We start from the raw sequence: 19250 nt of genomic DNA on the forward strand, positions 1-19250 counted from the left end.
CAAAAAGGGCGCCACACGGCGCCCTTTTGGGTTTGGAGCGAACGCCGGGCTTAAGCGCCCAGGTTCTTGTATGCGCCGCGGTAGTCGATCCAGCCGGCGCCGAACACCAGGCGGGCTTTGATTTCCATGCCGTCTACTTCGAAGCCCTCGCGGGTTTCGGTGAACACGCCCTGCTCGCCTTCGAGGTATGCATATTCAAAGGTGTCGATGGAACCTGGCGCAGCGAACAGGTACCACTGGTTACCAGTGATGCGGGCGTCGACGATCACAGTCAGCGAGGCGTTGCGCACATCGTTGATGTCAGCGTTCTTCGCCGGCACGTAAACCGAGCTGGTGAACTGGAAGGCTTCCAGCTCCTTATCCGGACCAACCACCAGGAACTCCGGCGACAGGTTGAGGAACTCGCCAGCTTTGGATTTCTGCTTGCGCATGGCGGCGCGAGCGGCAGCCAAGGTAGTGGTGTTGATCGCACCGCCACTGCCCGCAACGTTGCCGTGGCTTGCGTCGTAAAACGGTACGCCATCAGCGAAGTTCGGGTTACCCAACAACAGGGCCCAAACCACATTCGACTCAGTCGCGGCCGCCGCATTACCCAGCGCAGCCGGGATGCGGGTGAGCGCGCCAAGGTCATCGTTCACGATGGTTTCCCAGGTGAGTGCGATGATCTTGCCGAACTTGGCGACTTTGATAGGCGCCCCGTCCTCGGACAGCGTGCCGTACTTGTACTCGCCGTGTTCTTTGACGGCTTCCAGTGCGGAGATATCACCCAGAGCTGCGCGGGTTACGGCGCGGAAGTCCGGTACCGTGGTCTGACGGCCCAGCGGGCGCCAGGTTTGAGGGGCGTTGGCGTAAGCATCACGCAGGGTGCGGTTCACAGTGCTACCGAGCAGCAGCGGGAAGTCGCTGGTGCTGTGCATGCCGGCCGCGCGCACTGCTTGGCGATCACAGCCCAATGCTGCGCGGGCCAGTTCCTGCGGCGTCATGCCCCGCGCGTTACCGCCAGCCATCTCGACGAACTCACGAGCCATGTCCACCAGGCGCATGCCACGGAACTCGCGGCCCGCGTCTTCCAGCTTGACGGTGGCGTCGCAGCGGTGCAGCAAAGCATTCTGCATGGCAGAGCGTTTGGCGTTCAGGATGGCGACATCTTGACCGCCGTTCACGTTGGTCGGCTGGCTGTTGCGGGTTTGTGGCTGGGTGTTGTTCTGTGTTTCGGCGATCTTATCGATCAGCGCTGCGCTGGCTTCAGCAACAGAAACGCCGCGAGCAACCAGGTCTTCGACGAAGGGCTCGTCGTTCAGCTTCACCTTCTGGGCCATGCTACGAATAGTCAGGCTGCGTTTACGCTCCGACTCCTCCGCCTGGCGGCGAATGGTTTCCTCGGCTGCGCGTTTCGCTTCTTCCGCCGCGCGCTTCTCTTCTTCGGTCATTGCATCATCCTCTGGGGTCGTAGGCACGGCGGCCGTTTTTCCGGTTGGCTGATTTGCCTCCCGAACTTCAAAAATGGTGTGGAATCTTTGGCCTTCGTACTCGGCCGGGGTTTTGGCGCTGCGCACCTTTGCGCCGTCATCGAAGCCGATCGGGACGAGAGACAACTCCAAAGGCTCCCAATCGACGGCGCGGTAAGTGGGGAGCTTGTCGTCTTCCTCCTCCACGACTTCGTACCGGTGCACCGCGTAACCGACGCTGATGTTTCGAAGGATGCCGTCAACAACGTCCTTGAAGACCACGTCCGCGTCTTCACGCTTACTGAACCGGACCAAAGCGTGACCTTCGCCACCATCGAGCCAGGCCCGCTCTACCACGGCGAGTACCGCACTCAGCTGGTACTGGTTGTGGGTGTCGAGCAGTGGCGCGCCATTGTTGAGCCGATCGAGGCGAACCGCGCCCTCGCTTACATCAAGCTCTTCCATGTAACTTCCGACATCCCATGACCAGCGCCGGCCTTTAGCGCCGGTCGTCCAGGTCAGCTCGACGGTTCGAGCATCAATGTCGACTGAGCCCGGCCGCACGGCAGCGCGCAGGCTGAGCATCGGCGTCTCATGTGTCTTGCGTGTCATCGCCTGGTTCGGAGTTGGCATCGTCTGGTTTCTCTTCGGTGGATGGTGGCTGACTCGGCGAACCTGCGGCCGCAACTCGGCGCGGGTCGCAGTCCAGCACCAACCCGTACTCGTCGATCATTTCGTTTGCTTTCTTGATTTGCTCGGCGTGCCGCTTGGGGTCGGTGATGCCAAGTTCGCGCAGCGCGTCCGGCCAGGTAGTGAGGCCGTTGCGCACGCGAGTGATGACGTTCTCTGTTTCCGCCTTCGGGTCGACCATGTCGCGGCGAGGCGGAACCCAATAGGCCTTCACGTCGTCGGTGACTCCACCAGGGAGAAGCACCTGCGCTTCCATAAACCAGCGCCAAACCTGATCGCACAGCTGAGGGATCAACATGCGCCACTGCCAAACGTCGACCCGCCGCGCGAAGTTCAACCACCCCATTCGACCGCTGGAGAAGTTGACGCCCTTTAGGTCACCGGTGAGCAACTCATAGGGAACACCCAAGCCGACCGCCATTGCGTGCAGCTGTTGCCAGGAATACGTGGTGTACCCATTGAACGTTGGCGGTGTGCCGAAGCTGACGCTTTCCCCGAACCCAAGCTCCTGAACAATGCCCGGCTCTACCCGGTCAATTAGCGGTGGCTTCTTGCCGCCAGGTGTACTGGTGTTTTCGTCCTTGGTGACGAACGCGGCGAAGCAGGAGGCGATCTTCGCCTGCTCCATCACCGCATCTTCCATTTCGTCGAAGTTGCGCATTCGCTGGATGACAGGAGCCAGCCAGCTATAGCCGCGAGCTTGGCCTGGGCGTTTGCGGAGGAAGATGTGAATCACATCTTCGGCGGGTACCCGGCGCGATTGTAGGGAGCCCCACACAGCGTTCGCGCCAGGATGCTCATCGAACAACCAGTACGCGACGCGGCGGCCGAGGGCGTCGAACTCTACGCCCTGAATAATCCGGTTGAGCCCGACAATGTCCGCCTTAGACTCATCGAGAAAGTCAGCCTCAAGCACTTGCAACTGGACCGGGACCGGCAAGCCGTCAGAACTGAAGCGCCGGCGCCGGCGAACCAAGCATTCGCCGCTTTCAGCAACAGCCTCCATGATCATGTGCTGCAGGCCGTAAAAGTTATCCAGCCCGTCAGCATCACAAACGGTGGTCTCGGCCCAGGCCTTCCAAAGATCCATAAGCCGCAGGCCATCGCGATCCCGCTTCGCCAAAGGCAAAGGCACAATACCGGCGCCCACAGCATTGTCAGCAATGCCCGTTATCCCGCGCTCACCGAACGGGTTGTTGCGCCGCTGATCACGCGCGCGGTTGCGAAGCTTGGCCAGGGCCGGCGCGTTCTCTACGTTCGCGTCGGCACCCGTGGCGCGCCATCCATCATTGCGCCGGCCGCCGGCCGCACCCTCAAACCTGCGCTCGATCATCTTCAGCGCTATGTCCGTGCGAGCTTTCTTCAGCCGCATCTCGGAGCGCTTGGCTGCATACCCAGGGAACAGGCTGTCGAGCATGCTCATGGGCAGTATCCTTTGGAGAATGAGGTGTAACGGCGACCACCGCCGTTGCAGGCGTTCAGCCCCAGGTCGGTGGCCATCAGCTTAAGGATGCGCATCATCTCGTCGAGTGACCGGTAAGTGACGCTCTTATCGGCATACCTGACCGACAACGCCCCTTCAGCGATTGCCGCCTGCAGGGCGTTGTATTGCTCGATCGTGTAGGCCATCAGTTTTTATTCCAGTGAGAGGATTTCTTGCGCGGCCGCTCTTCAGCATCTGGCTCGTTGCCGCCGGTGACAGCAGCAACCAGCAGATCCAGGTCAAGCCCGAACCGTTGCTGGCAGATGCGCAGGGCGGCAAGCGCGTACACGAAGCAGTCGAGGGCTTCGTTTCGTCGGCCACCGCTGTCCCAGCGCATCACGCGCTTGCCTTTGGATATGGCTGCCTTTTTCTTTTCTGAGGTGAGTTGCTTGACCTCCGACTCATCGCAGATCGTGTCATTTGCCGGAAGGTGAACAACGCCTGGCTGAGACACGCCTGCCTGTGAGGCAGCCGTATCGACAGGAAGCACCATTCGGCTGTACAGCAACTCTTTGGCGTTGTCGGTGCCCACCTCGGTGAGGAAGACCTTGTGCACCTTGTTCTTCGTGCGCGGAAAGTTCGCGATCGGCTTGCCGTAGATGGTCGCACCACGGATTGGCACGACCCAGTGCACGCCATGCTTACGGCTTTCGGCGTAGACCTCGTCGGCATAGTGGCCGCCGGCGTCCCACGTCCAGCGCTCAACCTTCATGACGGTGCCGTCAACCCGAGTGAATTGCCGGTGCAACTCGAGCCCCACCTTGCGGCGAAGCTCTTCGCTGGCCGGGTCGCCCATCAGAATGAAACGATGGACCAGCCATGCCTCCTCGCCTGGGCCGAACGCCCAGACACGCCCCTCGAAACGGTCGTCCTGGGTATCGATGCCACCAACAAGAACAAGGCCAAGGGCCGGTACCTGCGGATAGACTTCGCGGCGCCCGTACAGAACTTCGGAGTCGAGCTTCTCGCCCTGGTCGTCGTCCCACGTTTCGCCGCGCGTGGTGTTCATGAAGGTGATCAGCTTTGAGACATCGCCTTTCACCTTCAGCCATTCTTCGGCCAGGCTGAGCCAGGTGCTCCATGTGCTGTAAATCGCCCAGATGCTGAAGCTGACGGAGCGCGGGGTGCGCATGATTTCGCCGTCAACCCCAAACCAGTCCATCCCGTCACGGGTCCAGATGCCAGTGTGCTCGCAGATCCAGCGACCGGTCTTCGACGCCTCAACCATCTCGTTGTGCCAGATCACGCAGGCGGCGTGCTCGCACAAGTACCAAGCTTTTTCCGCCTCGCCGAGTGCATTCTTTTCCCACTTCAGGCCGAAGTCGCAATCCTTGCCGCCCCACTTGAGTGTCTGCTCCTGATGGCAGTGCGGGCAGTCGATGTGAAACTTCAGCAGGTATGGCGACTCCTCGACCGCCTTGGTGATCTGGCAGGAGCCGACACGCTTTGGCGTTGAGCCACGAATCGACTTAGGGTAGATCGCACCATTGAGGCGCTTGTCACCCAGGGTGATCGGCGAGCCCTCACCTTCGACGCTCTCGTCGAAGTTGGACAACTCGTCGTAGATCACCTCGTCGGCTGACTTCTCGCGGTAGTTGCGCGAAGCCTTACCGCCCCTGATCCATAGTGTCCGGCGGTTGGCGAATATCTTCTGGTCGAGCGTGTTGTCGCTGTGCTTGCGCCCGAACCACGGAGCCAGGTCACCCACCGCCGGCACGTCACGGATCATGCCGTTGACGTGGCTTTTGCTGATGTCCTCGGCGTCCGGGTCAGTCGGGCTCCACATCATCACGTTGCGGCGCTTGTGCTGAATCTTGTAGCCGATGTTCGCCATCAACAGCTTGGTGTAACCGATCCGCGCCGATTTAATGAAGTTGACGACGTTGATCAGGTCGTTGCCCATGCTGTTCAGGATTGCGACCTGGAACGGCTCGGTCGTCCACTTGCCCTCGTTGTAGGAGGACTCAGCGGACATGTAGAAATTCTTGTCCGCCCACTCTACAGCGGTTTGCGGTGGTTCTTTGTAGAGCGCCTGGAGTCCTAGCTTGATCGACTTGCGCAGATCATTCAGCCACGGACTCAGCGTACTCATCTAATAATTCCGGAAGTTGCTCGCCAAAGCTGGCGGCAATATTTCGAGCAAGCGCAATCTCCCGCTCGACCGACTCGATGATGCGCGGGTCAACCTCCGGGTGGCGTCGAGTGACGGTCTTGCCGACGGTGTCCAGTTTCGAGCCGATCTGAGCGGCGATTTTTGCCAGGGCAAATGTGGCGAATGGAACGGGCACGAGCTGCTTGTCCAGCACCAGGTTCTTCTTCTCCTGGGCAATGCGCTGAGCAGCGGTGAGGCCACGACGCTCTTCGAGCAGCTTGTACTCGATCAGCGGATCGAGACCTTCGGTTCCATCCCCCGCCGGTTGTTGTTTCCGCTGCGCGTGTTCAACGCGGTTTTCCACCACGTTCTGCACCGTGTAGAACGCCTCCCGACCGATGCGTGCGACGGGCGCAACTCCCCATTTGTCAAAGGCTTGCGGGGAAATCCCGAGGCTCGAAGCCATCTCGGATTTGTTCAACCACCCGCGCTGTTTGGTTGTTTCGTTTTTGGCCATGATTAAACAACAACCAACCGTGGGAAAAAGGTCATACATATTTGGCGCGCGGGGCCCGAATTACCCGCATGGGGCTGGGGGACGGGGAAGGACCCAAAGGGGGGGGTGGCGCACCACCTTGGTGCATCACATCTTCCCGCAATTGAGAATCCCTATCGTTTCGTAGCCAGAGCCTTGTCCATGGCGCTCTGGAACTCGCGCACCCGGTTAGCCTTCACGATGTTTTCCGCGATCTTGTAGAAAGGAATGATGACTCGGTAACCAGGCTCAGCATCAATGAAGATGAACACCGGACGAACTGCATCACCCCACGCTGTCTTCTTTCGCTCCCACACACCCTGGGTGCCGTCGACTTCACCGGCAAAATACTTCTGGGCATTGCCCTTGCGCTTACTGCGCTTACTGCCAGTGGCGTTGGCCTGCACACCGCTGACAGTCTCGGCAGCACCAAGGCCCGACAGGATCTTCATGATCGTGCCGCGAGGAACGTTGCCGAACTGATTGAGTGCAGATGCCGCTGGCAGTGCGTACTGCCCTGTCTTCATGATCCCTTTAGCGATCAGTGCTTTCTCGAAACGCTTATGAGGCCGGCGACCACCCTTCACTGCCTGCTGCAGGTATGTGTCAGCGGGAACACCAGATGTCCACGCGTCCTTGAAGAACGTACGTGCTTCCGGCTTACCCTTCGTGGCGGGCTTCACATAAAGGCTATTCAACGTCGTTGTCGTGGGCCGATCAATGCGCGCCTTCAATACCGACAACTCACCTTTCTTCACCAGCACAGCAAGGCGGGTCGCCATCAGCGCAAAGGCGAATGGCAGTTGTTTTTCACCAACCGTTCGAAGCGCCTTCGATAGATCTTCGATGTTGGTTCGAGCATTGATCTGGAACATCTGAGATCACCACGGTTGGCTACTTGCTCTGGCTGCGCTTGATCTGGGCATCCACCTGGTCGGCACAAGTGTCGAGGAGGTTGATTGCCCTGTCCTTCAACTCCCACACATCGCCATTCAGGCGAAGGTCAGCGGCATCCTCATCAACTCGCTCGCACGGGATCAGCTCAGGGGCTTCGATTCTTACCGCCTGGGTCTTTGTCACTACCGCCGGCTTTGCCGCGCAGGCCGTCAGGCAGAGGCTGAGCAGCCCAATCACGAACAGGCTTGCTGTTGCGCTTGAGGTCTTCAAAGTTCTTCTCCGCCTTCTTTGCTTTGTCCTGGCTGGCCCTGAGGCGCTTTGCCAGATCGGCCTGGTACTCCGCATTGCGCTTTGCTTCAGCGCGCAGCGTGGTGATGGTGGCCTGGCTTTCGGTATTGGCCTTTATGGCGTCATCCTTGGCCTGTACCTCGACGCGCTTTTCTTCGCGGAGATCCTCAAGCCGAAGTTGCTGAATACCAACCAGCAGAAGACCCACCAGGGCGATGATGATTGCTGCCGCGATCGCCTTCATGCCGAATCAACCTTTTTGCCCAGGAAGCGGATGATCATGTCCCTGATCGCAGTCACGCCGATGAAGCCAATGGCACCACCGGCAGCAACGGACAAACTTGGGGGCCAAGTCATCCACTCGATGATGCTGCTTGCCGACAGGCTGAGCGCGCCACAAATGAGGGCCTCCAAGATGATCCGCCACTTGTTTGGCTCTTTGGCTTCGTACAGAACGCGAAGAAGAGTAATCGTGACGGCCATGATTGCGCCCTGCCATAGCGGGTTCGAGAGGGCTAGCCAGATTTGGGCCCACGTGTCTGGCTTGTCTGGCATGGGTGGCATCCGGATTTCCTCCCTCTCGGGGAGATTGATAAATCCGGCCCCATCAGCACTCCCGGCCATAGCAACGGGTGTGGTGGAGCCGAAAACGAAAAAGCCCCGGCGAATGCCGAGGCTCTGTGAACTGTAGAAAGCAAAAAGCCCATCTCGAAGATGGGCTTTGCACGCGGAAAAACCGCAAAGTAACTTGAATCTATAGGCATGGCCCGGGGTATGTCAACAGCAAGATTCTGCCCGAAATAATTTGACCACACAAATAAACATCAACATACTTCAAACAACACCATGGCACACCAAAGTGCCTCAGTGGATACTAAAAGGCATTAAGCCACCTACAAAGGAACCGATTATGAAAATCGACCTCGCAGCAACAACGCTGTACTCCATCAACCAAGTCTGTGAAAAGCTTGGCGTTTCCCGCAGCACCCTCGACCGCTGGCGTGGAGTTTCGAAAGCGCTTGGCGTTTCGTCCGGCGGCATGTCGGCCATGACCTCCGGCAAGAATCTGCTGGATGCCATGAACGGTGCGCCAAGCTTTCCGAAGCCTGACACGTACCTGAACGGCGCCCCACGCTGGACCATCCAGACCTTGAACGCCTGGGTGAACGCAAACAACGCTCCCCGCCAACGGGTCAACGCCTTCGGCCAATTCGAAGAAAGCGACGAATGACCGCAACCAGGCGGGGATGCACCAGCCTCCCCGCCACCACTCAAGCGGCCTCGCGCCTCGACTCCAAAGCCCCATCGATCCAAGCAATCCCCGCCTTCCAGAGCTGTCTCGTCTTCTCCTCGCCGAATTTCATCTTCTTGCCTACCTCCATCAGCGACGTGTCCCGGCTGGTGTAATAGCGCATCAGCACCTGCCCGCACTCCGGGTAACGCTTCAGCAGGCGACCCATCAACCCGTCAATCAACAAGGCGTCGTCATCCGTGATCATCGGCGAAAGGATCGTGTTCTCGCGGGAGGCGCAGCAGGACACGCCGGAGCCCAGGACCACCCACCGGCCCCAATGCTCCAGCAGATCCTCAGCGTTGCGTTCTTTAAATGTCGGTGTGAAGGCCATGGCTCAATCCCCTGTGAAGTTGGTGGCACCTGGGCCACGGCGGTTGTTCTCGTCGTACTGGGCGGCCGCGCCTGTCATAAGCGCGGGCCGCTTCAATTGTCCAATCTGACGGTCTGCGGCCTGGAGCCGGATGCTCAATTGAGTCACCAGCACGTCCAGCGGTAGCGCCTCGCCAGTTTCGGGGGTCACCCAGCCCGAGGCGTTGCACTGCACGCAGGCCAGTTCATGGAATACGCCGCTGATAACCGCCCGACCACGACATGCCGGGCACTTGGCCAGGTCGAGCATGGCGGCGCGGAAAGCGGGGCCGTGGGACTTCTTCACTTACTTTCCTCCATCAATCTCTGATGCAGATCACGGATATTCAATTTCGGATCGCTTCGACTGAGCTCCCCGTAAACCTTGAACTCACACCCCGAAGTCATGCAGAGCAGCAAGTACTCCCCACCCTCTGCGGCGCGACATATCCGCATCGCACTGATGTCTCCCGGCTGAACGGCGAGATGGGTGCGAGGATCGACCAAAACCATCATTTTTAAACCTCGCCTTTTATGGTTTCTGGATTTGGCTAAAGGCCGCGCCGTTCAAGGCCTCGGCGTCATTGTGCGAATTTCCGTTTCTAGTCATGGTCGAGCGGTGAATCAGGTTGAAACCCTTCCCGTCTAACCAGTCGTGCCACTTCACCAACGCCTCGCGCTTGAGCAGTTCGGCCGAGGTGTGGATATAGGTCTGCACGTTGCGGGTCATCGTGTGGTTGACCAGCATCTCGCCGATGAGGAAGTCGACGCCCAGGTCTGTCCACCCGGTGCGGGCAACCTTGCGCAGGTCGTGGCTTGTCCACTCGCCCTTACCAAGCCGCGTGAACACGGCGCAGGCCTGGCTATCACTGATCGGGCCACGGCCGCGCGCCGGGAACACGTAGGTGCCCTTGTAGCCCTTGGCCGACTGCAACGCCCGGTAGCGTTCCAGCAGGGCGCACACCTGGTGGGTCAGCGGCAGGTGGTGCTCGCAGCGGGTCTTGGTGTTCTCGGTGGGGATAAACCACTCACCCTGCTCGCCCAGGGTCAGGTGGGACCACTGGGCCTGCCTGGTTTCCCCGGAGCGAGTGCCGTGGCACAGCATCATCAGAGCCAGCATGCAATCCTGCGGGTGCTGGTCGAACCCGTCGGCCAGTTGCCCGATGACCTCTTCGAGCTGCACGGCACGCAGGCGAGATGGCTTTGGCTGGATCCGGGCCTTAGTGAAGTCGGTGAACTTAAATCCGGCGATGGGGTTGGTGGTGATCAGGCGCAGCTTCTCGGCTTGGCGGAACGCGACCACCAACACGCCCCACATCAATCGGACGTAGGACAGCGACATTTCGGCCTGCATCGGCCACATGACCAACTTGTCGAGCACGGACCGGTCAACCTCTTCCACCGACAGATCGGCGAGCCGTGGCTTCAGGTGGCAAGAGATGATTGAGGTGTTGGTAGACCTGCGCTTTGCCGACAAGCTGCGGTCAACGGACTGGCGGGCCGTGAACCAGTCCAGCAACTGGCCAACGGTCTGCAAGGTGCCGGCGGCGGCTGATGCCTTGGGGTCGGCCGCCAGGCGCTCGCGGATCTTCGGCAGTGCATTGATCAGCCCTTTCACCGGCAGCTGGGGAAACCCGGCGATCTTCTCCCACTTGCTGCCCGACACCAGATACCAGGTTCCGCGATCACGGTTTTGGTGGAAGCGGAAATACACGCCAGGGTACCGCGCGTCACGCAGATCGCGGATCTGGGCGTTGCTGGACTGCCGCCGGATCTCCGCATCGGTAAACGAAGTGAGTATTGTCTGGGTCATGCGGCGGCCTTGGTTTGAGGTTGAAGTAGGTAGGCCCTGATGGCCTCAATGGCGTCGACGTGCCCACGGCAAACGATGGCCAGGTAACCCTGATCGGTCAGCGCCTGCAGGTATGCGTCCTGGGCGGGGGAGACGGCGGCGTCATACGGCGCCCGGGCTTTGAATTCGATGTACAGGCCGAAGTAACCGCCGCGGGCCATCGGCAGTACCAGGTCAGGAACACCGGCCTTCACGCCCTGCTCTTTCAGCTTGATCGCCACCAGCTTGTGCCGGTGCCCACCGTTCGGGACGTGGTAGATCAGCTTCGAGGCGGCGGGATAGCGAAGGCTGATTTCCTTGATCAGGGCTGCCTGCTCCAGGCCTTCCCGGTCCACGGCCTTGGCCCGCGCCGGCTTCGGGCTGAATGGTTTCACAGTGAAAGGCTTCATTTCGCAGTCACCTTTTTTCCATCCGGGTGATGCCCGGGAGAGGTGCAGAAATCGAATGCCCAGCAGCCCTTTCCCCAGGTCCAAGGCTTCCATGTTTCCGCGAAAGGAACCCAGCGGCCGACCACATCACGAAAGCCTGTTCGGCTTCCGCATGAACCACACACACGGCGGTGATCGAACGCGTTTTCGTGGCTCGCACCAAATGGGCAGTCGTGCACGGCTGAACAATCCTTGCAGATCACCACGTTCTCGCAGGGGCCGGCGCGCTCTTTGAGGGCAGTCATCTGCTCAAGCAGCCGGTAAAAGTTTGGCGTTGTCAGCGACGCGGCATCCATCCTGGGAGGGAAGCCGATGCGTGTGAGTGCCTCAGCCTGAATTTCCATGTTGTCTTTGAGTTTCAAAGTTTCACCTTGCCTTCACGGATCAGGATGTCCTGGGTGCGCATGACGCCCTCAGCCAGAAACAGCCGGATCTCGTACTTGGTCAGCTCGCCAGGTGCGCGCAGACGCCCGTCGGCGATGTCGTGGCAGTAACCGCAGGCCCAGGCGGCCTGGAAGTCGTTGGGCTTCATGCCCATGCCGCAGGTGCCGGCCAGGCGGTAGTGCGCCAGCACCGTGGTGGACGACTCGCAAGAGCACCCAGGGAATCGGACCTGGCACTCTCGATCCCGGGCGGCGGCGGTGAGTCTGCTCATCGTGAACCACCTGCAAGCGCCGCGCGAAGTTCGGCGATAGCGCCCTTGCCGACCTCTGGGGTGATTCGCCCGTCGACCTTTGCGGGAAGCGCCTTGGGCATTGGCTGAAGCGGCAACCCATCGAGCAAGCGCCGAATGGTAATCGTGTAGTTCCGGTCGAACAGCTTGAGGCTGAGCGCGGCGTCAAGCTTGTTCAGGCTCTCGAAACCGCATTCTTTGGCGGTGTGCCAGACGGCGTCGTGCGACCACCGGCCCTGCCCCGCCATGCTCGGATGGGCGTTTCGAACGGCTTCACGGTGTGCAGCCGCAAGCGGAGGAAGCCCGAGCATTTCCGGGGTTGGTTTGCACCACTCGATGAACTGCCCAGGGCTGGGGATGAAATCAGATACCTGCTTGCGAGCCTTGATCATGCCGAATTCAATCTGCCCCTGAGTGCGGATGCCTTCATCGAGGAAGGCCTGCATCCACTGGACCTTGGCTGCGCGGTAGGTCTCCTTGTCCGGCCACGCCTGCCGCCAGGCCGAACGAATCAGGCGCAGCTCGGTGAACAGGTCGTTGATTGCCACAGCCATCTGGCGGCGACCTTCGTCCTGGGGGGCCTGAATCTCGTCCTTCGGGATGAACTCGCCGGCGGCGGGGTTCGCCCAAAGGCTCTGGGTTACTGCGGCGACCTGTTTCATCACGATTGCACCCCGTTCTGCCAGTCGATGCTGTCGTCATCGAAATCGGAAGCGGCCGGGGGCTTCTGGCGGATAGGGGTGACGTTGTTGGCTGCCGCACGGACCTTGTCGTGGTTGACCCACTTGACCAGCATGCTGACCCATTCAGCCTGGGTGTTGACCTGCCCTTGCGGCTCGTAATGAGCGGTGAAGGCTACGCGCACCTCCTCGGTGAACAGATCGCGGCCCAGCCCACGGTGGAACGCGTAGGTGGTGAGCAGCTTTTCGTCGGGCACCCAGTCAAGGGTCATCTCGCTGGGCATGCGAGGGTCGACAGGCGCATGCGCAGAGAGAGGGTTTTGATCTTCTCTTCTCTTCTCTTCTTTAGGTAACGCACTGCTAACGTTCGCAGCGTTACCTTTTGCGTTACCGGCTTTGTGGTTTGCCACTCGTTTAGCCGTGAGAAGCCTGTTTTTAGCGGTCTTGCCGTTGTGGCGGTCAAAATGCGGAAGGCTTATCACGCCTTCCGCTTCGATCATCCAATCGACAGATTTCATGTATTCGCAGAAACCGGTAACGCCCACCAGGCGGTCGAGTAACTTTTTACTAACGCTCGGAGCGTTACCGTTTTCGGTTTGCTGGTCGAACCAGCCCCATACACGCATCAGCTTTCCGACCACGGCATCTGGGTCGATGTCAGCCAGGTCCGCGATCTGGCAAACCTCGGGTTTATCCAGGGTGGTGAGTTCGAATTTGATCCAATCGCCGGCCATTACGCGGCCTCCTGCAGTAGTTCAGCGAGGCGTGTGAGCCCCTTTGGAGTGATCATTGGGTCGAAGGCCGCGCGATCGATACCGGTCTCGGGATCGGGCTTCAACGCAGTGACCTTATGGGTCATGAACCCGGAGGTTATGCGGGGCTGGTATGCGACCCAGCGCTTGCAGCCGTGGCGGCGGAATATCCAGCGGTGCTGTTCAAGCCAGGCGAAGAGTCGAGACGGAGCTACACCAAGTTGCTTGGCGGCATCAGTGATGCAGATAGCCCCGCCGGCGGCGGCAAGCCGCTTGATGGCGGCCACCTTGGGCGCCTGATCTGAAACCAATCGCTGAAGCTCTCCGTTTCTGTCGGCGAGATCAGCGGCAAGGCGCAGTGCTTCTGGCAGGGACTGAGGAATGGCGACGTGTCGTGACACGCTTTCAAGTTCGTGCAAACGTGTCACGACACGATGACGAAGCGGAACGCTGTAGCCGGTCAGCAGGGTCATGACGAGGTCCGGAGGAAGCAGGTACTCGGTTTGCTTGCGATTCGAGGCGTCGAGATAGATGCATCCAAATTTGGATGCATCTAAATTCAGCTCCGCCAAGTTGTGCTTGATGTCGCGCACGACGTGGTGATGCTGCTTTCCGGTTAGATCAGCGGCCTCCCGGCTCGACATCGTTACGGTATTGCTTGGAGCGACGAGTGTGTTCATAATGGCCCCACAAGTTTTATTGCTGTTGAAAGGACCGCCCTGCCAGGCGGTTTTTTTATGCCTGAGATTCAGGCGGCCTTCAGCGATTCGCGCAGGATGTGCAACGCTTCGATGGCCTCCTGAATAGCTTTCTCGCCCTGGGCTTTTTCGTGCTGGCTGATGTGGTTGTCAGCAGCCGCGTCGAAGATCAAGCGACCAACGTCACCGCACTCGGCGGACAGATGGCCCAGGGCAACCATCAATGGCTTGGCTGCCGGCTTCTCACGGGCAACGAGGTCGTAGCCAAACTTGTCGGCGAGGGCCATCAGTGGGCGCATGTCGCCGGTGTGCAGCAGGACGCCGAACAGGTGCTCAATCGTCAGGTGGTGAGCGGAGTTATCCGGGTTCGAGCGCTGAAGCAGGCTCACATGCGCAAGGCACATCTTCCCGGCCAGCTCCTCTGCCCCACTTTCCTTGATGGTGGTGTGGCAAGCCCTCAAGAAATCTTCCATTCGTAAAACCTCAAATTTGTTTCCGTGGTAGCGGCCGCCAGGTCCGGCGATCATTCGCTCAACAGATCAATGACAAGGACGCCTTATGCAGCGGTTTTCTTTTTGTCGGCCTTCAATTGGCCGTTGGTTACAAGTTCAAGCTGGTACTGACGTAGCTCAGGGATCTCTTCGCCCCACTGCCGGACTGCCTCGTATGTGATGCCGAGCGCTTTGGCGAGGGGGGCGATCCCTTTGAAATGGTTAATTGCGTCGGCACGGTTCATGGCTGACTCCTTTGGGTATACGGCAATTCAAGCATGCTTGTGTTTACTAAGCAAGCATGCTTGCCAAGCTAACTTGTAGATTGCTTGCATGAAAATTACTGATCGAATTGCGAAACTTGTCCTGGCGCGAAAGCCTGAGATCGGGCCGCGAGGATTCAAAAGGGATATAGCGACCACCTGCGGGGTCAGCTACGAGGCTGTTCGTCAGTGGTTTGCCGGTGATACCGGCAACATAAAGAACGAAAACCTGGTCGCGATCGCTGAAGGCTATGACACGACCGTCGACTGGCTGCTATCAGGCAAGGGTGAGCCGCCGAGCCGGAAGGCCGCAGATGCTCCAAAAGCTGGAAATTATTCTTCGGCGGACCTGGTCAAGCAGATGCTCGCGAAGCACGGCCGGGGCTTATCGGAAGAGGCGAGAGCGCGAATCGCCGAAGTAGTTGAAGAAGTGGCACTTGAGTCGAAGTCGACCAATGTAGTGAAAGTCGACTTTACCAGGGCGGGCCAAGTCGGTGACGAAGTGTGGATTGCCCACTACGACGTGCGCGCAGCGATGGGCGGCGGGCAGATACCGCACGAATTCCCAGAGATGCTTCAGGACATTCGGGTCAGCCCCAAGCATCTGCGCGAGATGGGAGTCACGTTCAAAGAGCACTTCCACCTCAAGATGATCACCGGCTGGGGACAGTCGATGGCTCCGACGATCAAGGATCGCGACCCCCTGCTCGTGGACATCACGATCCGTGAATTCACCGGCGATGGCATCTACCTCTTTTCCCACGACGAGATGCTGTACGTGAAGCGCTTGCAGAAGAAAGGCAAGGACCGCTTTAAGATGATATCGGACAACAAGCACCACGATCCCGAGGATATCCGGGTAGATGACACCCACATCCTGGCGCGCGTGCTGTACGTGTGGAACGGCCTGCCGGTGTAAGACCATGTTCATCATCAAAGCCCGGCCAGCGCCGGGCTTTTTATTGCCAGTTAGAAAGGTGCCGCCTCTTCTTCCTGCTCAAACTCAGCCTCGCCTTTCCCAGCCACCTCAAGCTCCTGCTGCTCCCACCTCACCGTAACGCTGCCGTCGTCATTGATTGTTAACTCAAGCTCGTCGGTTTCGGCGATAACGCCCAGAACCTCTTCCCACTCCCGATCGCCATCCGTGTCCAGGCGATGGATCGTCACCCAGCGCTGCGCCTGCGCCACGGGGTGGTTGATCATTGATGAAACCCTCAAACCCAGCCGTTCCATGCCCGTCATTTCTGCCCGGGCCGAGCCTGCTGGGGTTCCCTTCTGCTTAGCCATAACCACCTCCTTAGAGTGCTGTATATGCATACAGTAAGCAAAATAAACACAAGCGTGCTTGCATTCAATACACAAGCATGCTTTTATAAATGCAAGCCGACTTGTGCTTCACAGCAAGTACACGAAGCCAACCGCTCTTTAACAGCCAGCGCAACAAACAACAGACCGCATTGCCTCTACCGGCGACCGGCGAGCAGACAGGCCCGAAAGCCTGCCAACGACAGGGAAAACCTTGTACGGCTGCTCGATGGTGAAACGCCAGAACCGAGTGAATGACCCGGAATGCAATGCGCACCGCCCCTTCCGGCGGCAATTGGACGGAAAGCATCACTTCTGCACCTTGGCGACAGGGTGCAGCGGGATGTAACCCAACCCAGAGGAATCACCATGTTAGGTAAATTGTTCGGCAAGAAATCCGGCCAGGCCCGTGCGGCGGTCGCCAAGCTGGCAAACCGCGACCTGATGGAAGCGGTGGTGTACGGCTCGATCTACGTCGCGGCCGCCGATGGCGAGCTGGAAGAGAGCGAGCTGTCGAAGATCGAAACCATCCTCAGCAACAACCCGGCGCTCCAGGGCTTCGGCGCTGAGCTCTCCAACACCATCGACCGCGCCAAGACCGACTTTAAGTCGGGGGCTCGCATCCTGCGCCAGAACGCTGAGAAAGAACTGGGCGACCTGGCCCACTCCCCGGCGGAAGCGCTTACCGTCCTCAACGTGATGCTGACGGTGGCCGAGGCCGACGGCGAGATCGAACCCGCCGAACTGACCGCCCTGGAGCGCAGCGCCAAGCTGCTCGGCCTGAACCTGAAAGACCACCTGTAATGCCAGGGTTCACAGAGCTGGTAAAGAGCATGCGTGCGCTTCTCATCGTCGCTCTGCTCATCGGCGTGGTGCTGATCGATTCAGTGTCTCGAATCATCAGCATGTGCGCCGACGGGTTCCTTGCGGTGCTGATCCTGCTTCTGATCTGGCCGCTGATCAAACAACGCTGAGCATCACCTCTGCCCATTCGATGAGTGGGCTTTGGGATGCGGACGAAAATGCGGCCTATAACCGCCCACCTGCATGCAACACGCCTTGAGAACGGTGGCCACTGCCAACCCAGTGAGCGAACAAAGAGGGATACAGCAATGGAATAGCCTTGATGAGTTGACACCCCTGCGTGACATAGGGAGGTCTATGTAACGCAACGAAAAGCCCAGTCCCTACTGGGCTTTTTTACGCCTCGCCTTTATTCGTCAGCACCCTCCCCTGGGCCCACCGGCACACACCAGGCGGTCAGGCTGCTGACGAATAAACGCAACCCACTGAGGTATCCACCATGCACGCATCAATTCAACAGCGCGTAGACGGGGTTGCGGCCCTGCGCGTGCGCTCCCGAACCGCCACCGCCGAGTTCTACGCACTGATCGGCAAGGAGCCACCCGTGCAGAGGATTCGCTTTCAGATCCGCACCGCCGGCAAGGCTTACCACATCGTTGAGATTGCCACCGGCAAGGTGAAGGGCTTTCGCTGGACCTGGAAGGAAGCCAGCAACTTCGCCCAGGCCCTGGAATCTCGTGCTGACGGCGTGAAGGTGACGCTGTCCGGCGGTGTCCAGTGATCGGCGTGCCTATGCCCAACCCGCGGGACTCGATCATCGAGACCCTGAACCAGCAGATGGACGCGTTCTTCGGTTCCGGCAAGAAGGCCCAGATCATCCCGAGCGGCATCGGGGCCAACACGCCGATCATCTCCGCCAATGCTCACCAAGAAAAGCTGCGCGCCCAGCGGGATCGCCTGACGCCGATGGTTAGGGCTCAGTCAGAAGCCGGTGCAACCGCGGCCGAGGCGGCGAAGGCGACTGGCATGCATGTAAAGCGCGCCAAATTGATCGCCCAGGAGAACGGCTTCAAGTTCGCCGACACCCCATGAAGCGCATCAGCAACCAGGTGCGACAGCGCCGGCGGCAGGCATGGCTTGATTTGCCAGCACACGAAATCGAAGAGGTAGGCCATGGCCGAGGAACAGCAAGAGCCGACGGCGGAAGCCCTGAAGCAGCGCCGCAAGCGCGAGAAGGCGAACGAGAAGAACGCTGCATTGGGCGTCGAGAAGTTTACGGTTGAGGTCGCCGGCGTGTTCAAGGGCGACCTCAAGCGCCTGATGAAGCAGCACGGCTTCAATAACCAGCAGGAGGTGTTTCAGAACCTGCTGCGCAACGTGATCGCCGCCGACTTCGAAGCGGCGGCGCAGATGCTCAAGTGTGTCACGACACCTTTTGTAGTTACTGAAAAGGTGTCGCAGATCATCAGAGCCGCGGGCATGAAGTCGCTCGACGACGACCCGCCAGAGCCTGACGACGAAATCGAAAGACCAGCATAACCCACCCTACCCGCTGCATCCGGTAACCGGAGGGGGCGCCTGACTGGAGATAATCCATGGACGACCAGTTCTACCTGCAAGACAGCCGCAGCCACGCCTACGTCGGCGACGGGTTGTCGTTCTGGGGCTTTGGCGGCTCCGGATATGTCACCGACTTGGCAAAGGCCCAGGTGTTCACCCGTGAAGGTGCTTGCGATCACCGCGACACTGACATCCCTTGGCCCAAGGCCTATGTCGACGCCCGGGCGCGAGTCGGTGTCGATTGCCAGAATGTCACGTTGAGCGAGGCGCTGGACCAACACCCAGACGCAGCGGAGTTCTACATCCAGAAGCCGCATATCTGGAACGGGAACAACTTGATTTGGCTTTGCGAAGATGGGGTGTTCACAAGCGACCTTTCCAAGGCCGTGGTGGCGCCGAGAGCTCACACCGTGACCTGGATCGGTAAGCTCGGCCAATCAGGCGCGGTAGTCTGGCCCAAGCCCTACATCGACGCCCACTCTCGGCGCCTTGTTGAGCGCGACGACGTGAACATCAAAGACGCCCTGCGCGGTACCGGGATCAAGTTGGCCAAGCCGAAGAGGCAAAAAATGATGATGTTCAATTGCGATGGCTGCGGCCGGTTCATCAGCGACGCGCAGCGCTACCGGGAAGACTGCCGGAACTGCGGAACTAGTAACCGACCTTGAA

Annotated in this window: 28 protein-coding genes; 8 read left to right on the forward strand and 20 right to left on the reverse strand. The window is 59.5% G+C overall.

The window, feature by feature from the left end:
• Positions 1 to 50 precede the first annotated feature (50 nt).
• From HDC32_RS08020 to HDC32_RS08055, 8 genes are all read right to left on the reverse strand, one after another.
• Positions 51 to 2060, reverse strand: a complete 2010-nt coding sequence (locus HDC32_RS08020) for a prohead protease/major capsid protein fusion protein (RefSeq protein WP_260403584.1) — start codon at positions 2058 to 2060, stop codon at positions 51 to 53.
• On the reverse strand, positions 2041 to 3561 hold the full coding sequence (locus tag HDC32_RS08025) for a phage portal protein (RefSeq protein ID WP_184743392.1): 1521 nt from the start codon (positions 3559 to 3561) through the stop codon (positions 2041 to 2043). The genes HDC32_RS08020 and HDC32_RS08025 overlap by 20 nt, the downstream gene beginning before the upstream one ends.
• Positions 3558 to 3767 carry a phage head-tail joining protein gene (locus tag HDC32_RS08030; RefSeq protein WP_184743395.1) on the reverse strand — a complete coding sequence of 70 codons (210 nt, stop codon included), beginning with the start codon at positions 3765 to 3767 and terminating at the stop codon, positions 3558 to 3560. Before HDC32_RS08030 ends, HDC32_RS08025 begins: the two co-directional genes overlap by 4 nt.
• Complete coding sequence (locus HDC32_RS08035; protein ID WP_184743398.1) at positions 3767 to 5713, reverse strand: phage terminase large subunit family protein; 1947 nt, start codon at positions 5711 to 5713, stop codon at positions 3767 to 3769. Before HDC32_RS08035 ends, HDC32_RS08030 begins: the two co-directional genes overlap by 1 nt.
• Positions 5685 to 6230 carry a terminase small subunit gene (locus HDC32_RS08040; protein WP_033901762.1) on the reverse strand — a complete coding sequence of 182 codons (546 nt, stop codon included), beginning with the start codon at positions 6228 to 6230 and terminating at the stop codon, positions 5685 to 5687. The genes HDC32_RS08035 and HDC32_RS08040 overlap by 29 nt, the downstream gene beginning before the upstream one ends.
• A 152-nt stretch (positions 6231 to 6382) precedes the next feature.
• Positions 6383 to 7123 carry a hypothetical protein gene (locus HDC32_RS08045; protein ID WP_184743401.1) on the reverse strand — a complete coding sequence of 247 codons (741 nt, stop codon included), beginning with the start codon at positions 7121 to 7123 and terminating at the stop codon, positions 6383 to 6385.
• Positions 7124 to 7290: 167 nt separating this feature from the next.
• Positions 7291 to 7677: a hypothetical protein gene (locus HDC32_RS08050; protein ID WP_184743404.1), complete on the reverse strand. Its 387-nt coding sequence runs from the start codon at positions 7675 to 7677 to the stop codon at positions 7291 to 7293.
• Positions 7674 to 7997 carry a phage holin, lambda family gene (locus HDC32_RS08055; RefSeq protein WP_033901767.1) on the reverse strand — a complete coding sequence of 108 codons (324 nt, stop codon included), beginning with the start codon at positions 7995 to 7997 and terminating at the stop codon, positions 7674 to 7676. The genes HDC32_RS08050 and HDC32_RS08055 overlap by 4 nt, the downstream gene beginning before the upstream one ends.
• 346 nt (positions 7998 to 8343) lie before the next feature.
• On the opposite strand from HDC32_RS08055, the gene HDC32_RS08060 reads away from it, so the two are divergent.
• Positions 8344 to 8664 carry an AlpA family transcriptional regulator gene (locus HDC32_RS08060; protein WP_184743407.1) on the forward strand — a complete coding sequence of 107 codons (321 nt, stop codon included), beginning with the start codon at positions 8344 to 8346 and terminating at the stop codon, positions 8662 to 8664.
• A gap of 40 nt (positions 8665 to 8704) precedes the next feature.
• Here the strand turns inward: HDC32_RS08060 and HDC32_RS08065 are convergent, their stop codons facing one another.
• The 11 genes from HDC32_RS08065 to HDC32_RS08115 form a co-directional block, all read right to left on the reverse strand.
• Positions 8705 to 9058 carry an antiterminator Q family protein gene (locus HDC32_RS08065; RefSeq protein WP_184743410.1) on the reverse strand — a complete coding sequence of 118 codons (354 nt, stop codon included), beginning with the start codon at positions 9056 to 9058 and terminating at the stop codon, positions 8705 to 8707.
• A gap of 3 nt (positions 9059 to 9061) precedes the next feature.
• Positions 9062 to 9382 (reverse strand): hypothetical protein, encoded by a 321-nt coding sequence (locus HDC32_RS08070; protein WP_184743413.1) that lies wholly within the window; start codon positions 9380 to 9382, stop codon positions 9062 to 9064.
• Positions 9383 to 9607: 225 nt separating this feature from the next.
• Positions 9608 to 10888: a tyrosine-type recombinase/integrase gene (locus tag HDC32_RS08075; protein WP_184743416.1), complete on the reverse strand. Its 1281-nt coding sequence runs from the start codon at positions 10886 to 10888 to the stop codon at positions 9608 to 9610.
• Positions 10885 to 11316 carry a VRR-NUC domain-containing protein gene (locus HDC32_RS08080; protein ID WP_184743418.1) on the reverse strand — a complete coding sequence of 144 codons (432 nt, stop codon included), beginning with the start codon at positions 11314 to 11316 and terminating at the stop codon, positions 10885 to 10887. Before HDC32_RS08080 ends, HDC32_RS08075 begins: the two co-directional genes overlap by 4 nt.
• On the reverse strand, positions 11313 to 11717 hold the full coding sequence (locus tag HDC32_RS08085) for a hypothetical protein (protein ID WP_184743421.1): 405 nt from the start codon (positions 11715 to 11717) through the stop codon (positions 11313 to 11315). The genes HDC32_RS08080 and HDC32_RS08085 overlap by 4 nt, the downstream gene beginning before the upstream one ends.
• Entirely contained in the window at positions 11714 to 12010 is a 297-nt protein-coding gene (locus HDC32_RS08090) for a nuclease domain-containing protein (RefSeq protein WP_184743424.1), read from the reverse strand. The genes HDC32_RS08085 and HDC32_RS08090 overlap by 4 nt, the downstream gene beginning before the upstream one ends.
• Positions 12007 to 12690 (reverse strand): replication protein P, encoded by a 684-nt coding sequence (locus tag HDC32_RS08095; protein ID WP_184743427.1) that lies wholly within the window; start codon positions 12688 to 12690, stop codon positions 12007 to 12009. The genes HDC32_RS08090 and HDC32_RS08095 overlap by 4 nt, the downstream gene beginning before the upstream one ends.
• Complete coding sequence (locus tag HDC32_RS08100; RefSeq protein ID WP_184743430.1) at positions 12690 to 13442, reverse strand: DnaT-like ssDNA-binding domain-containing protein; 753 nt, start codon at positions 13440 to 13442, stop codon at positions 12690 to 12692. The genes HDC32_RS08095 and HDC32_RS08100 overlap by 1 nt, the downstream gene beginning before the upstream one ends.
• A complete protein-coding gene (locus tag HDC32_RS08105) occupies positions 13442 to 14104 on the reverse strand; it encodes a phage regulatory protein/antirepressor Ant (protein ID WP_184744138.1) in 663 nt (220 codons plus the stop codon). Before HDC32_RS08105 ends, HDC32_RS08100 begins: the two co-directional genes overlap by 1 nt.
• Before the next feature lie 104 nt (positions 14105 to 14208).
• On the reverse strand, positions 14209 to 14631 hold the full coding sequence (locus HDC32_RS08110; protein ID WP_184316635.1) for a phage regulatory CII family protein: 423 nt from the start codon (positions 14629 to 14631) through the stop codon (positions 14209 to 14211).
• A gap of 83 nt (positions 14632 to 14714) precedes the next feature.
• Positions 14715 to 14894, reverse strand: a complete 180-nt coding sequence (locus HDC32_RS08115; RefSeq protein ID WP_184743433.1) for a Cro/CI family transcriptional regulator — start codon at positions 14892 to 14894, stop codon at positions 14715 to 14717.
• Between the two features lie 88 nt (positions 14895 to 14982).
• On the opposite strand from HDC32_RS08115, the gene HDC32_RS08120 reads away from it, so the two are divergent.
• Positions 14983 to 15831, forward strand: coding sequence for an XRE family transcriptional regulator (locus HDC32_RS08120; RefSeq protein WP_184743436.1), 849 nt, complete (start codon positions 14983 to 14985; stop codon positions 15829 to 15831).
• A 50-nt stretch (positions 15832 to 15881) separates the two neighbouring features.
• Here HDC32_RS08120 and HDC32_RS08125 read toward each other — a convergent pair whose 3' ends face one another.
• Positions 15882 to 16199, reverse strand: coding sequence for a DUF1654 domain-containing protein (locus HDC32_RS08125; RefSeq protein WP_184743439.1), 318 nt, complete (start codon positions 16197 to 16199; stop codon positions 15882 to 15884).
• 387 nt (positions 16200 to 16586) lie between these two features.
• Between HDC32_RS08125 and HDC32_RS08130 the strand changes: the two genes are divergently transcribed.
• The 6 genes from HDC32_RS08130 to HDC32_RS08155 all read left to right on the forward strand — a co-directional run bounded on the left by HDC32_RS08130 (position 16587) and on the right by HDC32_RS08155 (position 19249).
• Complete coding sequence (locus HDC32_RS08130) at positions 16587 to 17021, forward strand: tellurite resistance TerB family protein (RefSeq protein ID WP_153871642.1); 435 nt, start codon at positions 16587 to 16589, stop codon at positions 17019 to 17021.
• Positions 17022 to 17050: 29 nt separating this feature from the next.
• Complete coding sequence (locus tag HDC32_RS08135; RefSeq protein WP_184743442.1) at positions 17051 to 17191, forward strand: DUF3927 family protein; 141 nt, start codon at positions 17051 to 17053, stop codon at positions 17189 to 17191.
• A gap of 329 nt (positions 17192 to 17520) precedes the next feature.
• Positions 17521 to 17802, forward strand: coding sequence for a hypothetical protein (locus HDC32_RS08140; RefSeq protein ID WP_184743446.1), 282 nt, complete (start codon positions 17521 to 17523; stop codon positions 17800 to 17802).
• Between the two features lie 11 nt (positions 17803 to 17813).
• The gene (locus HDC32_RS08145) at positions 17814 to 18113 is read left to right on the forward strand and encodes a hypothetical protein (RefSeq protein ID WP_221461927.1); all 300 of its coding nucleotides are present in this window, start codon (positions 17814 to 17816) and stop codon (positions 18111 to 18113) included.
• 81 nt (positions 18114 to 18194) lie between these two features.
• Positions 18195 to 18560: a hypothetical protein gene (locus HDC32_RS08150; protein WP_184743452.1), complete on the forward strand. Its 366-nt coding sequence runs from the start codon at positions 18195 to 18197 to the stop codon at positions 18558 to 18560.
• Between the two features lie 56 nt (positions 18561 to 18616).
• Positions 18617 to 19249, forward strand: coding sequence for a hypothetical protein (locus HDC32_RS08155; RefSeq protein WP_184743455.1), 633 nt, complete (start codon positions 18617 to 18619; stop codon positions 19247 to 19249).
• Position 19250: the final 1 nt, after the last annotated feature.

Source organism: Pseudomonas sp. JAI120, from assembly GCF_014207255.1.
Lineage (GTDB): Bacteria > Pseudomonadota > Gammaproteobacteria > Pseudomonadales > Pseudomonadaceae > Aquipseudomonas.